Below are 14,527 nucleotides of genomic sequence, written 5' to 3'. Positions count from 1 at the left end.
ACCGCAGCATCATCAAAACATATTCATCCCCATAAGGGCATTGATCGAATGTACAATTCTACCAAACAAGCACCTTTGTAGCTCAGATTACCTTCCCGTTTAATAAAATATCCAAGATCACTTTTTTGATATTTCCCAATTTTTTAATACATATATACGATATACCATCTGATAGTGATCTAATTTATTACAATAAAGGAGAAATCAGTATTCTTTGCCTATGAATTTACATTTTTTCTACAGTCACTATCCTATCTCTTAAAGCTCTAAAGCCTCGTTATATTCACACACTACCTCAACGCAGAATTTTTTTTACAAATTCTGATGTTGGGGTATATCTTGATTTATAATGCTGCTACGTATACTATCATAGTGAAATCTCATAAACATACGAGTGTGTATCGCCCTTTCTGGTATACACATTTACTTTTTCACAACCGTGGAACTAAGCAACCATTTTTATTGATTCGAATCTGAAAGTGTATGGGGACATTTTGTTATTAGTTAAAAACAACTCTATATGCTTCCTTAGCGAAGAGCTACACATGGATATTTTCACGCTCCTTGTATCATATATTCTGGATTCGCAACGCAATATTAACGCTATAGCGTAAATATGTAAAGGTCTAAAAATGACAAAGACTGAAAAAGATTGGTTCCAACGCTTAGTTGAATTAATAAAAAGTGACGGACGAACAATGATTGAAATAAGCAGAGCTGCAGGCTGTGGACAAAATTACGTCCAACAAATGATAAATGGGGGAAAGAGGCCTTCTGTAGATAAACTCATGGCTATTTTGAACACACTGGGAAATGCTAGTGCCATATATGTAATAACTGGTTTCAACATCTCCGATGAAGATTTAAAACTCATAACTTTGATTTCGTCTGGAGATAAAAAGAAGATTGAAGCCTTAAATGTTCTGTTGAATGAGCAGAATCTTTAGAATTTTCTACTTTATCTAATATCGCTTGCTTTTGAGACGTTGATAAAGACTCCCATTTCACAATAATATCAGATAAAGTTGTTTCAAATTTTTTATCATTCTTCATAGTCATACTCCGTGTAGTCAAACTATATAACGCTAAAGCGTTTAAATATATCTCATACCTTAGAAAAAAATATTTGCAATAGGCAGTATGGAAGCAATTGTGTACAAACTTATTTTACAAAATCAGATGAAGTTCTATTAGTCATGTACCATGGTGAAACAGAAAACATCACACGATCCAGACCTTCTTATGAAAATTGGTATAATCTATCAAAAACGCGAATAATGTTACGCAAATCTTGCGATTCGGACCAATAAAAACTAATGTGAAAATATCCCTGAATACACTCCTGAACTCTATATAAGAGAACACGAAAAAGCTTTTTTGAAAAAAATACATCACAATTTTATTCTACATAGCACCATCTATGTTTTTTTAACAATATTGCAAAGCAAGAATATAACAATGTTATAGGAATAAATTCTTATAAACAGAGCCACACTACCTAAAACTCTGTAACACGTTTACAGGTAACCTCCCCTCTAAACGCACCTCGTAAATACTAATATAAGTCTCTATCATAAGCAAAAATGATACTATTAAAAAATAAAACGAATCACCACGCACAATTTTTGTAGGTAAATTGTATACAGATTTACAACAAGAGAGAAATTTCCTTATGCAAATGAAGAATTATCTTTTCAAAGTATGACTTTGAAGAAGAAGTATACTTCTTCCAAAAAAACACTCTCCCTGCCAATAATTTTTCATAAGAGCAAAAAACTCATAACAAAGATAAAACTCTCTACATGATCAATACGAAAAAATGTTAACAATACAAAAAAGTGCTAGGTTTACCGCAATATTGCCAATTCCTTATCAGAGTAAAATCAAAAAAAGACGTCTGCTCTTCAATAATAATGCGAATCACATGAAAACTCTATAATTTAAACATCAAGCAAAAAATACACAAAGACAGAAAACGGCATTTTAACGAATTTTCCAATATCATAGAAAACATTTCTTACAGAATAATAAAATGCTTATTACAATAGAATCTGGATGATGCAAAGCGATAGAAACAATCACTCAATTAACTGTTCAAAGAACAATTAATGAAATTCTTTTCAGAGAACACGCCACCGTCACTATGAACAATATTTCTCAAAAATAAAATATCAACAAATGTTATCATCGTTGTCCCCATGATACATATAAATGTCTATAAATCAGATTCTCTTATATACTAACCTTTCATCACGATGATGCTATTCAAGCATCTAAAAGACATTAACATCACTTAGAAAAAAGCAAATTTACACTAAATGTTTTTTGAGCCATTTGTTCTGAACAGGTACAATCTTTAAAATTGGTTTTATTGAGATCTGTTTATTTGCAGAACAAGTATAAATAAACTTATCCAATAAAGCTTTTAGCCTTCTATTTTATGAAGAACACCATACAGAAAAAGTACAAAACAGTAGTATGAATTAAGAAAGTAAATAGCGACACATATCAGTTAATCCAAATGCTACAATGTTGCAAATGAGAGAATTTTTTTGATGAGAATAAGAAACCATACCATCATATTAAAGCGACTGAGAGAAAAAACTGCAACAAACAACGACTAAAGGCTTCTAGAACAAACAGTAAAATAAATAAAAAACGAAAAAGGTAGAATCTCAAAACTTTTATATAAGCTATCCATTTTTCTATTGGACATTTCCCTATTGGTGGGCCCGGAGGGACTCGAACCCCCAACCAAGCGGTTATGAGCCGCTGGCTCTAACCAATTGAGCTACAGGCCCCAAATAGGTTGTTTCTCTCTAAACTAAAATGCCTTATGATACAAGAGCTGACCCAGATTATAACCCATCTTTTTCTCTTTTTTTCTCTTTTCTATTGGTTTTTTTTCTAGTGCTCTAATTTCTTTACAAAAACTCTCAAAAATGAGAAAGTAATAAACTGATAAATATTAAAGGAATAGATATGATAAAAAAGAAAGTTCAACCACTGAAGGGGTCTCTGGTTAAAACAGCTATATTAGCATTCACACTCTTAACCACTTCATTGACTGTACATGCTGAAGCAAACAAAATAAAAAATGCAACAATCACAGTGACTGCAACCGGAGAAAGTCAAGCAGCACCGGATATGGCCATTATTAATCTAGCCGTTGTTACCTATGACAAAACTGCCCAAAAGGCATTAGCTTCCAATAATCAATCCATCAATGATATTATAAAAGCTTTTAAAAACAATGGCATCCAAGCAAATGATTTGCAAACATCAGGCTTATCCATTTATCAGTCAACTCCTGATAAACACCACGAAAAAAAGAATAATGAAAAACTCTATCATGTTTCAAATTCTTTAACCGTGCGCATTCGTGATCTTACCAATGCTGGTAAAATCTTTGATCAAGCGATGACACTAGGTGTTAATTCAGTTAACGGCATTACTTTTACCAACGCAGATACAAAGCCATTTTATCAAGAAGCACGTAAAAAAGCCATTACTGAAGCCATTGAAAAAGCGCAAACAATAGCACAAGCTGCCGATTTAAAATTAGGAAAAATTATTGAAATCAATGAAAAGGATGATTACTACCATCCAGCACCACGTCTCATGAGTAGAGCAGCAGATGCAAGCTACGCAAATACAAATTTTGCAGGTGGTGAATTAAATTATAATGTGAGCGTCACTGTAGTCTTTGCAATCGACTAAGTCACCAACTGTTGTATAAAAAATCACATTACTGGCCTTCACGTAGAAGAGCAGTAATGTGATAAAGATAATCTTCCTCAGATAATAATTCGTCTTCGTAAACCTCTATCTGTTCGCGTGCAGAAATACGCGCGGTATGTACCGTCTGACAATCTCCTGATACCAATGGATGCCACCAATGAAGATCTTTTCCCTCATAAATTAATCTATAAGCACAACTTTCTGGAAGCCAACGGGCTGTTTTAACTGTCGGAATGTCTAGCGATATACAATCTGGTACAATTGATTTACGATGAGCATAATCTCGACACCTGCAGGTTTCCCCATCTAAAAGACGACAAGCAATACTGGTTGCATAAAGGTCACCCGTATCGTCGTCCTCAACTTTATGGAGACAACAACGGCCACAGCCATCACAAAGGCTCTCCCACTCAGAAATGGAAATCTCTTCTAATTTTTTTACTTTCCAAAAGGGGAGTTCTCCACTCATAAACTCAGACACACCTTTTTTAATTAAGACGATCTATAAAAAATGAAACATTTAATTTCTATAATTTCATCTATTTTTGTCTCTTAAAAAGATTTAACTCAATGTATACTTTACACCATGTTCTTAAAATCTATCTGAATAAAAGAGAATATTCAAAAAATAGCGTATATAAATGAACGTAACCTATTGAAACATCTCTTTATAAACTGACAAAGAGTAAAATGCGTCACCTAAAATGATAGAAAAATTCCGCAAAGAATACCCATTTTTCATCAAAAATTCCGTATGTTGCAATATAAGTTTATTCCTAATAGATTCTATTTCTTAAAAAACGAACCGCGCTACACACAAGAGAATGTTTTTATCATTCATTTCTTGAAAGCCTCTCTCTACTTCATAACCACCCTTTGCCCTATATCTATTCTTTTGAGACAGAGAAGTACAAAGCCCCAAAGCTAAGAGAACCATTAAACATCGCAAACTTTCTAGATTGTTCAAATTCTTCCTATGTTTTTCTCAAGAAAGCATCCAAGTACAACGTGACGTACCTCCCCCTTCATTAAGAAGAAGGAGGAAGTTATTAAAATGCACACGAATTCCTTTATTTAAGAATCGAGAAAACTGCGCAATTTTCGTGAACGGCTAGGATGTTTCAATTTACGAAGTGCCTTTGCTTCAATCTGACGAATACGCTCTCTTGTAACTGAGAACTGCTGTCCCACTTCTTCCAATGTGTGATCGGTATTCATCCCTATTCCAAAACGCATCCGCAAAACACGTTCTTCTCGTGGTGTTAATGAAGCAAGAACGCGTGTTGTCGTATCTCGCAGATTAGCTTGGATAGCAGCATCAATTGGTAATAACGCATTCCTATCCTCAATAAAATCACCCAAATGGGAATCATCTTCATCACCAACAGGCGTTTCGAGAGAAATAGGTTCTTTTGCAATTTTAAGAACTTTTCGTACTTTTTCTAACGGCATAGAAAGCTTGCTAGATAATTCTTCTGGTGTTGGTTCTCGTCCAATTTCATGGAGAATCTGACGCGAGGTACGAACAATTTTGTTAATTGTTTCAATCATATGAACAGGGATACGAATAGTGCGTGCCTGATCAGCAATTGAACGCGTAATGGCCTGACGAATCCACCATGTGGCATAAGTTGAAAACTTGTAGCCGCGCCGATATTCAAACTTATCCACAGCCTTCATCAAACCGATATTGCCTTCTTGAATAAGATCAAGAAACTGCAAACCACGATTAGTGTATTTTTTCGCAATTGAAATGACAAGACGCAAATTAGATTCTACCATTTCTTTTTTCGCAATAGTTGATTCGCGTTCACCTTTCTGCACCTGCATAACAATCCGACGAAATTCACCAATCGAAATAGCCGTTTCTTGCGCAAGATTTTGTATCTCACTCCGCAATTTTTGGATTTCTTTTGCTTCACGCACCGAAAACTCTTTCCAACCAGGTGTAGGCAAAGCAGCAATATAATTCATCCAATCTGCGTCCAATTCACGTCCTTGGTATTCTTTTAAAAAATCCTCATGGCCAATGCCATAGCTATTGGCAATCCGTTTCAGCTTACCTTCATTATGAATCAATCTCTTATTGATGTCATAAAGCTGTTCAACCAAAGCTTCGATACGATTTTGGTTTAAAGAAAGAGATTTTACTGCTTGAATCAACTCACCCTTTAATTGCATATATTTCTTCTTCTGAGAAGAAGTAAGAGCCCCTTCTTTACGCTCTGCCAAACTGCTTTCAACATGCTGATCTTGTAATTTTCGTAATTTTACATAGGTTTGAGCAATGAAATCCAATGTTTCCATAACTTGAGGACAAAGTTCATTTTCCATTGCAGCAAGCGATAAATTAACATCGTCATCATCTTCTTCATCATCATCTTCAATGTTTCTCTCTCCTGCGCTCTCCCCCATATTACGTATACCAGAAGACATTTTTTCTTCTTCTGTCTTACCAACTTTACTTCGCTCAATAACAGGAGCCTGCTTTGCTTCTGGACCAGCATAAGTCGTTTCAAGGTCAATAATTTCACGAAGAAGAATACGCTGCTCTTTTAACTCGTCACGCCAGATAATAAGAGCCTGAAAAGTCAAAGGACTCTCACAAAGTCCTGCAATCATTGTCTCACGCCCTGCTTCAATACGCTTAGCAATGGCAATTTCGCCCTCCCGCGAAAGAAGCTCAACAGCTCCCATCTCACGCAAATACATACGCACCGGATCATCCGTACGATCTGTTACTTCGCGTTTATTCGTTGTCGTTGCAATTGCGTGGCTAGAGGCTTCTACTAAATCCCCCCCCTCTACCGTAACTTCTTCTTCATAATTTTCAGACTCAACTTCATCCTCATCATCCACAACATTAACCCCCATCTCAGAGAACATCGCCAAGATATCTTCAATTTGTTCGGATGTAACCTCGTCAGAAGGAAGAACTGCGTTGAGTTCATCCATTGTTACGTAACCATTTTTTTTGGCAAGTTTAATCATTTTCTTGATGGCATCATCAGAAAAATCAAGAAGAGGACTATCCAAACTCGCTAGGCTTGTTACTTCTGCATTATCTTTCTGTTTAACCTTTGTTGCCATACCATAACTCCACTCGATCACCTCACAGTTTCCATGTAACCATAGTTTCCATGTGACCAGTTTGTTTGTTCTCACTAAAATACCAATAGTTACTCATATATACTTCCTTTTAAGAGATTACCATTGGAAAGAATACATTTTGTATACGCCCTGACATCTAGACAAACTTGACATCCAGACAAAAACGCGGGAAAACTCCAGAAGTTTCCCCGACACCTCTCAGCCCTTCTGAGATAATCTCTGTACCCTATCGTAAGAACCAATTTCCCGCTTTTCCTAAAATTTACCCGCTTTTCCTAAAATTGAATTGTCATCTTTATAAAATGTCACTCCACATAAACTTCCTCATCTAAAATTTAAGTGACTGATTCGCATTAAAAAAGCGAATCATTTTATCGTATCTTGTGTATTCCCGTCTATTTTTTCATCCAACCAACTTCCAAACCCTTCAATTAACGCTTCTGTTGCCTGCATCTGCTCCAACTCATTTTTTACCTCACGAAGCAGATCAAAAACCTCACTCTTAGGATTTTCTACAAGTTGCTCTTCAATATCCTGTAACCTCTTATGTAGGTGGTGTTCTTGAAGATGCAAGTAGACAGCTTGTTTTAATATAGCACGCGCATCTTCTAAAGGGGCTCCACCAAGGATAATACGCATACCAATATTTTGTACAAGATGTTTCATACGCTCTAACAGAGCCTTTTGTTCTCTTTTCTCTAAGAATGCAACCATCGTCTCTTTATCATGAAGCTGTTGATTCCCAAGAATTTCCAACATAGCTTGATGAAAAATGATCAATTGCGTATTTTTTAATTCTAACTCAGAAAGAATTTCAAAATTTTCATACCACAACTCAGGATAGTAAGCTAAAGTGAGTAAAATCACTGCTTCACGCAAAGGAATAGATTGCGAAGAATTTCGTACTATTTCAGAATTTGCTAACAGAGAAAAGGTTTGATCTTTAAAGGTCCTATTTGGTGAAGATTGACCATATCGCCCTTCCCCCCTTTTTTTCGAAAAAGAGTGACGAAAAAAATCAAAAAGGCGTTTTTTTACATCTTGCAAATAATAACGACGGACATCTTCATCCTTAATCGTAAAAATTTGTTGTTTTAGTTGTTTTTCTAGCGCTGCTCGTGTCTCTGGAATTTCAAAATGCTTTCCATAGGTAGCACGCCACCATAAAAGCTCACTCAAAGGAATAGCTTTTTGCAAAAAAGAAGAAAAAAGCTGTGCTCCACCAGCACAAACAATTTCATCAGGATCTTTCCCTTGTGGCAACAAAACAAAGCGTACACAAACCCCAGCCTTTAAAAGAGGCAACACACGATCAGCAACACGAAAAGCAGCTTTTAAACCAGCATCATCACCATCAAAACACAAAATAGGCTCCTTCCCCATCTGCCATAAAAGCTCAATTTGCGCTTCCGTTAATGCTGTCCCTAAGGGCGCTACAACTCCTTCAAAACCAGCTTTAGTCAATGCAATGACATCCATATACCCCTCAACAACAAGGAGTGAATGAATTTTTTCATCGCCAACAAAGCGACTGTTTTTGCGAGCTGCTGCCGCGTTATAAAGTATATTTCCTTTATGAAACAGCACTGTTTCAGGGCTATTGAGATATTTTGCTCGTGTCTCTTTCTCTAATGCACGCCCTCCGAAAGCCACCACACGTCCACGCAAATCTTCGATAGGAAACATAATGCGATTTCTAAATCGGTCATAAGAATCCGCGCTCTCCTCATGCACTGAGAGAAGCCCACATTCTTCCATTTGCTTTATTGAAATGCCCCGTGCACCCAAAGCTTCTTTCAAAGCTGTACGCCTTACCGGTGCAAAACCAATGCGGAAACGCTCTACAAGCTCTGGTGTAACACCACGTGCATCCAGATAACGACGTGCTTGCATACCTCCTTTATCGCGTAAATTATATTGAAAAAAATCTGTAGCAATTTTCATCACATCATAAAGGTCAGCTTTTTCCAGTTGACGTTTATGACTTTGTGAATCCAAAATAGGGAGTTTCATTCCCGCAAAATCAGCTAAACGCTCTACACTTTCTGAAAAGTGCAGTCCATCAAGCTCACACAAAAAGGTAAAAATATCTCCACTTACACCACAACCAAAACAATAATAGCGCCCTTTATGATCATCACAATGAAAACTTGGCGTTTTTTCACCATGAAATGGACAACAACACCAAAAGTCTCCCCGTGAAGGCTTACTTTTTCGAGGATCAAAATCCACCCGTTGCCCAATCACTGTTGAAATTGGGAGTCTCGTACGCAGTTCATTAAGGAAATCGGGCGGAAAACGCATTATCTCTCACAGAGTTTGAAAATTCTTTTTTGCATATTTAACGACTTTAGAGCATAATTCCAATACTTCCTCTTAAGCAGTTGTAAAATTTTAAACCCTCAACTGCATATATTTTTAGAAATGGAGAATAAAAAGTGATCGAATTTATTGCTCAATATCCGTGGTTAGAGGCTATTTCTTGGCTTGTTATTCTTACTATAGCTGCCCTTTTAGTGAACTTTCTAGGACGAAAATTACTTATTCACGGAGCAAAAAAACTCTCTTCTTTTCTCCCCAAAAATACAACGATCGATATTAATAATGCTATTCAATACATGGCAAATATCACTTCAGCTTTTATTCTTTCAGTTGGTGTTAATTTTATCCCAACATTACCCGATGCCTTTAGCACTGTCATCGGTAATGTTGCCAACGCCTTCATTATCTTCTTTGTTGTCCTGACAATTTCTTCCTGTCTCAATGTCATTAACATCCTTTACGAACAACGACCAACAGCACGACTAAAACCAATAAAAGGTTATATTCAAATTGCTAAAATTGCACTTTTTGCTGTTGCAACAATTTTAATGGTCGCTACATTGATTGACCGCTCCCCTCTTATTCTCTTCTCCGGTCTTGGTGCAATGGCCGCAGTTCTCATGTTAATTTTTCAAGATACGCTTCTTTCTCTCGTTGCCGGTATTCAAATTTCATCCACTGATATGGTTCGTGTTGGGGATTGGATTGAAATCCCCAATCTCGGTGCCGATGGTGATGTTATTGAAATTGCCTTGCATACTGTTAAAGTTCAAAATTTCGACAACACCATCACCTCAGTTCCTATCCGTAAACTTGTGACCGACCCTTTTAAAAATTGGCGTGGAATGCAAGAATCGGGTGGAAGACGCATCAAACGCTCCCTTTTTATTGATCAATCAAGTATCCATTTTCTCACAAAAGAAGAACAAAAATATCTTTCCCGATTTAATTTATTAGAAAATTATTTCACGCAAAAAGTAGCAGAAATTGATGAATGGAATGCTCAATTAGATAAAAATCATGATGTCTTAGCCAATACGCGCCGTTTAACCAACATTGGCACTTTTCGTGCTTATGTTTTTGCTTATCTGAAACAGCATCTAAACATCAATCCTAATATGACCCTCATGGCACGACAATTACCTCCTACAGAAAATGGTTTACCCTTAGAAATCTATTGCTTTACGAATACCACCGTTTGGATAGACTATGAACAAATTCAAGGCGATATCTTTGATCACCTTTATTCTATTCTGCCCTGTTTCGGTCTAAAGGTTTTTCAAAATCCAAGCGGTTATGATTTTAATCAAGTATTAAAAGCAAAAGTGAAATAAAAACAATAAACTTCAATTTATTAATTTGAGGCAACAACATTCACAATAACAAAGAAAGAATAAAGTATCATGAATGGTTCGTTGGTATTCCTTCATCTTGCCGGCGCTATTTCTTTACTTCTCTGGGCCACACGCATGGTGCGCACAGGAATTGAACGCGCCTATGGTGACAGACTAAAATATAAAATGTGCCACGTCATTTCAAAACCATTGTTTGCTGTAAGTTTTGGGCTTTTTACAGCAATGATTTTACAAAGCTCTACAGCAATAACACTCCTGGTTGGCTCTTTCGTTGAAGCTGGTTTTGTCTCTGGAGTAGCAGGACTTATGGCTGTACGCGGAGGAGAATTAGGATCAGCAATCGTTGTAAAAATTCTCACCTACGACCTCACTCTTGTTGTACCCCTGTGTCTTTTAATTGGCACTTGTATCTTCATGACAACAGAAAAACGTGAATGGCGTCAAATAGGACGTATTATCATCGGTATTGGTCTTTTAATTTTGTCTTTAGAAATGATAAGTACAGCGACAGAGCCTTTACGTGAAAGCGAAATTTTGCCTAGCATCATTCGTTATCTTTCAACTGATCCTGTTTCCACTTTTTTGTTGGCTGCTGGCTTAACCTACCTCTTACATTCATCTATTGCAGGAATTATTTTGCTGGTCAATTTTGCCAATTACGACCTTATCCATACGCAACTCTGTGTTATCATGGTTCTTGGTGTCAACTTTGGCTCTTCTCTTATAGCACCACTTTTAACGCGCAACGCCTCTCCCAATACTCGCCTCGTTCCCTTAGGAAATTTACTCATGCGTGGGGCCGGTTCAATCCTTATACTTATCTTATTTCTCTCCTTTCATCCTCCCATCACATGGCTTGGCAATAATGCCCCTACTCAAGTGATCAACGCCCATATCATTTTTAATGTTTTCATTCTCCTTGCTGGAATACCGCTTTCAAAATGGATTTTAAAGTTAACCACTCAGATCGTGAATATAAGTGCAAAAAAAATGCAAGCCGACAAAACGCTCAATTTATCCGATCAAACAGCTCTTGATGACAGTGTTCTTGATCGCCCAACGCTCGCCCTCTCGAATGTCATGCGTGAAGTCATTCATATTTGTGATCTTGTAGACATCATGCTAGAAAAAATTATGGGACTTTATGAAAAGCCTGATCCCAATATTATTCGTGAACTCAACCAACTCAACACCATATTGGACAAAAAACATATCGCCATAAAACTTTATCTTGCCCGATTAGCGGGACAAAAATTATCTGACGAAGAAGCTTTTCAAACACAAGAACTTCTAGGCGCCTGTATAAAATTAGACCAAGCAGGCGATGTCATTATTCATAATATGCTGATGCTGGTTAAAAAGAAACAACAGAAAGGTTTACAGTTCAGCAGCGAGGGCTGGAGTGATCTCCTTCGTTTCCACGCCATTGTACTAGCCAACGCGCATATAGCATTTAACGTTCTCGTCTCACGTGATACACACACTGCACACCTATTGGTACAAAAAAAAGATCAGCTACGAAACTTAGAAAAAGAGATGAGTTTAAAACATTTTAAACGTCTGCGTGAAGGGGATCTCAAAAATGTAGAATCATCCAGTCTTCACCTCGACACTGTGCGCGACCTCAAACAAATCAACTCTCTTTTGACCTCAATGATCTACCCCATTTTAGAAGAACAGGGACTTCTTCAAAGTTCTCGTCTACGCAACCCTGCTGAAGAACAAGCAGAAAAAACTTAAACTTTTCAAATAACTTGAATAAAACACACATCACATCGATTATTCAATTTTGAATATAGTCAAGATATTGATTTAATCAAAATATCTTATTATTCGACAATTTAAATGAGCTTTCTTCATCGTAAGTTTCTTTCATTTAAAATCTATTCATGATGAATTGCTCAAAGTCATTTGCTTGCACATTACAAACAAAGCAGCATGTAGAATAGAACTCTTGAAGAAAGACGTAAAAATGCCTAACCATCTCAAAGCCAAAACTGTTAAACACACAAAGAATAGGTCAAGAGTATGATAGTTCCAACCTAAACCCGCCTTGTAAAAAGGGAACCGCTTCACAGTAGCAGCGAAACAGAAATACTCTATAAGGAATACAAAACCCCACAAAAATACAACGTTTATATCAAGATTGGTAGAGGTTCAACCTATACAGCCATGCTATAACGTGTCAACGAAACAGTTTTCATTTCAAACATCATTGATATCAATTGGCAAGCTCAAAACTTTTAAATATCCATTTTACTTATTGCTTTAATCACAATTATTTTTTTAAATTTAAGAGAGAGATTAAAAAAGCTTATAAATACACTTTATAAGATCTTAAAACATTTTCACTAATATTTTCTTATTTTATTCGTATTTCTCAAATAATTAATTTGTTTATAAATTAAAACGTATTATATATTTATACTTATTAAGTATTATTATGATATAAATATGAATATTATTTTAATATAAAGGAAAGTAATAAGTAAAATCTCTAAAAGAAATATCCTTTCCACTGGGTAAAAAAGGAATAAACCTTGATTTTTACAAAGTTTACTCTAGTTACAATTTAAATTCAGGCAAAGGAGGGTATCATGGAAAATGCAAACATCGGTTGGATTGCAGCTATTATTATCGGCGGGATTGCAGGTTGGGCTGCACAGTATATTATGAAAAGCCAAACAGGAATATTGTTAAATATTATCTTAGGGATTATTGGCGCTGCGCTAGCAAGCTTTCTTTTTAGTCTTTTAGGTGTAAGTTTTGCTGGTTGGCTTGGCTATCTTATTTCAGGTTTTATAGGAGCCTGTATTCTTATATGGATAGGACAAAAAATTCGATCATAGCGTATTTATTTTTTACACCTTTTGGGATTCAATACAAAACTAGGAAACAACGAGCAGAGTTTGAAATATTCCCCTTTAACTTGTTGTTACCAATTTTGATATGATGGTGAGATGCTTAAGCTGCGATTTTAGGCATACACCATCACCGTATTATAAAACGAAATACAGTAAAAAACTTCATAACGCACCATTTTATACCTATATAAACTTACGCATATCAGGAGAGATATGTTGCGTTATTTTAACGAAATACGAACTTATTTTTGTACCACGTGTGCAAATCCAGCTTATCTCACTGTAATAACAATTCATAAGATTACAAAAATCACTAACGATGATTAAAGATTTTACCGTGTAATGCTTAACACCTATACACTCTATCAACAATACCCTTTTTACCGAAAAACTCGAAGAGCTCTTTTACATTCTTAAGAAATAAAGAGAGAAGGTAAGCACGAAATGATAAAGAAATTTTTCCTAATCTGTGAAGATAAATAGTATCTAAAATAAATATAAAACTTAAATTATGATATGTTTTTTAATTTATTTTTAACAAAAAAATAATATATTAATAATATTAATGCAACTTTATTATAGAATAACTTACATATTATTTGATATAATATTTAATAATTATTAATAATATAATATATTTAAACACTTTAAAAAGTATATTCATTAATATAAATTTCTTGATTATAAAGAATACGATCTCCTTTACATCTCAATTCAAAAGTTTTGAATATCTCTTCAATTTCTAAAGTATAAAATAAAGTTTTATTCCTCTTAAAACTTCCTCTTTATATCATCTTGCATAGATGAATTTTTAGCTCTTCTTTATATGCGTTACAAACGAATTTTAAAGCACGAAACATTTTTCCCATTGCTCTCATGCGATAAAGAAATTTCCGTAACGCATTGTGAAAGCGCTTTGAACAAAACATAATACTTTATTTTGCTTTTTTAATGAAAATAATCCTATAATATATACTTCCTGCATATCTTCTTTTAAAGACCTTTGCTTTCGATTTTCCCTTTGATATCTTCCTGTTAAAATCTTGCTGCTTTTACACTCCTTGTATTACAATAGAGCTATCTATTTAACCCAACATAACATATGGAATAAGACTTTAGCTGTAGAGTAAACCG

The 14,527-nt window shown here is 35.6% G+C and carries 9 protein-coding genes and 1 tRNA gene; 5 read left to right on the top strand and 5 right to left on the bottom strand.

Annotated features, from left to right (window positions below; all coding sequences use genetic code 11):
• Positions 1–632 precede the first annotated feature (632 nt).
• Entirely contained in the window at positions 633–947 is a 315-nt protein-coding gene (locus ACFIJJ_RS04985; protein ID WP_007347852.1) for a helix-turn-helix domain-containing protein, read from the top strand.
• Here ACFIJJ_RS04985 and ACFIJJ_RS04980 read toward each other — a convergent pair.
• Positions 871–1,053, bottom strand: a complete 183-nt coding sequence (locus ACFIJJ_RS04980; protein WP_375646148.1) for a hypothetical protein — start codon at positions 1,051–1,053, stop codon at positions 871–873. The genes ACFIJJ_RS04985 and ACFIJJ_RS04980 overlap by 77 nt on opposite strands.
• A 1,671-nt stretch (positions 1,054–2,724) precedes the next feature.
• Positions 2,725–2,801: transfer RNA gene (locus tag ACFIJJ_RS04975), tRNA-Ile, on the bottom strand.
• A gap of 181 nt (positions 2,802–2,982) precedes the next feature.
• On the opposite strand from ACFIJJ_RS04975, the gene ACFIJJ_RS04970 reads away from it, so the two are divergent.
• A complete protein-coding gene (locus tag ACFIJJ_RS04970) occupies positions 2,983–3,720 on the top strand; it encodes an SIMPL domain-containing protein (RefSeq protein ID WP_375623416.1) in 738 nt (245 codons plus the stop codon).
• Between the two features lie 28 nt (positions 3,721–3,748).
• Here ACFIJJ_RS04970 and ACFIJJ_RS04965 read toward each other — a convergent pair whose 3' ends face one another.
• The 3 genes from ACFIJJ_RS04965 to dnaG all read right to left on the bottom strand — a co-directional run bounded on the left by ACFIJJ_RS04965 (position 3,749) and on the right by dnaG (position 9,156).
• The gene (locus ACFIJJ_RS04965; protein ID WP_375623418.1) at positions 3,749–4,210 is read right to left on the bottom strand and encodes a YcgN family cysteine cluster protein; all 462 of its coding nucleotides are present in this window, start codon (positions 4,208–4,210) and stop codon (positions 3,749–3,751) included.
• A 605-nt stretch (positions 4,211–4,815) separates the two neighbouring features.
• A complete protein-coding gene (gene rpoD, locus ACFIJJ_RS04960) occupies positions 4,816–6,831 on the bottom strand; it encodes an RNA polymerase sigma factor RpoD (protein WP_375623420.1) in 2,016 nt (671 codons plus the stop codon).
• Between the two features lie 387 nt (positions 6,832–7,218).
• Entirely contained in the window at positions 7,219–9,156 is a 1,938-nt protein-coding gene (dnaG, locus tag ACFIJJ_RS04955; protein ID WP_375623422.1) for a DNA primase, read from the bottom strand.
• A 134-nt stretch (positions 9,157–9,290) separates the two neighbouring features.
• On the opposite strand from dnaG, the gene ACFIJJ_RS04950 reads away from it, so the two are divergent.
• The 3 genes from ACFIJJ_RS04950 (at position 9,291) to ACFIJJ_RS04940 (ending at position 13,378) form a co-directional block, all read left to right on the top strand.
• Positions 9,291–10,508: a mechanosensitive ion channel family protein gene (locus ACFIJJ_RS04950; protein ID WP_375623424.1), complete on the top strand. Its 1,218-nt coding sequence runs from the start codon at positions 9,291–9,293 to the stop codon at positions 10,506–10,508.
• A gap of 69 nt (positions 10,509–10,577) precedes the next feature.
• A complete protein-coding gene (locus ACFIJJ_RS04945) occupies positions 10,578–12,269 on the top strand; it encodes a Na/Pi cotransporter family protein (protein ID WP_375646145.1) in 1,692 nt (563 codons plus the stop codon).
• A gap of 857 nt (positions 12,270–13,126) precedes the next feature.
• Positions 13,127–13,378 (top strand): GlsB/YeaQ/YmgE family stress response membrane protein, encoded by a 252-nt coding sequence (locus tag ACFIJJ_RS04940; RefSeq protein WP_375611967.1) that lies wholly within the window; start codon positions 13,127–13,129, stop codon positions 13,376–13,378.
• Positions 13,379–14,527 lie beyond the last annotated feature (1,149 nt).

The organism is Bartonella sp. TT29SHDZB (assembly GCF_042193395.1).
In the GTDB taxonomy this organism is placed as follows: domain Bacteria; phylum Pseudomonadota; class Alphaproteobacteria; order Rhizobiales; family Rhizobiaceae; genus Bartonella.
The sequence above is the reverse complement of the archived record's forward strand: the minus strand, read 5'-3'. Positions and strand labels throughout refer to the sequence as shown.

What these genes read in the sequence shown, in the direction of transcription:
- ACFIJJ_RS04940 (WP_375611967.1), top strand. Translation starts at nt 13,127, where the DNA reads ATGGAAAATGCAAACATCGGTTGGATTGCAGCTATTATTATCGGCGGG.
- ACFIJJ_RS04985 (WP_007347852.1), top strand. Translation starts at nt 633, where the DNA reads ATGACAAAGACTGAAAAAGATTGGTTCCAACGCTTAGTTGAATTAATA.
- ACFIJJ_RS04945 (WP_375646145.1), top strand. Translation starts at nt 10,578, where the DNA reads ATGAATGGTTCGTTGGTATTCCTTCATCTTGCCGGCGCTATTTCTTTA.
- dnaG (WP_375623422.1), bottom strand. Translation starts at nt 9,156, where the DNA reads ATGCGTTTTCCGCCCGATTTCCTTAATGAACTGCGTACGAGACTCCCA.
- ACFIJJ_RS04965 (WP_375623418.1), bottom strand. Translation starts at nt 4,210, where the DNA reads ATGAGTGGAGAACTCCCCTTTTGGAAAGTAAAAAAATTAGAAGAGATT.
- rpoD (WP_375623420.1), bottom strand. Translation starts at nt 6,831, where the DNA reads ATGGCAACAAAGGTTAAACAGAAAGATAATGCAGAAGTAACAAGCCTA.
- ACFIJJ_RS04970 (WP_375623416.1), top strand. Translation starts at nt 2,983, where the DNA reads ATGATAAAAAAGAAAGTTCAACCACTGAAGGGGTCTCTGGTTAAAACA.
- ACFIJJ_RS04980 (WP_375646148.1), bottom strand. Translation starts at nt 1,053, where the DNA reads ATGAAGAATGATAAAAAATTTGAAACAACTTTATCTGATATTATTGTG.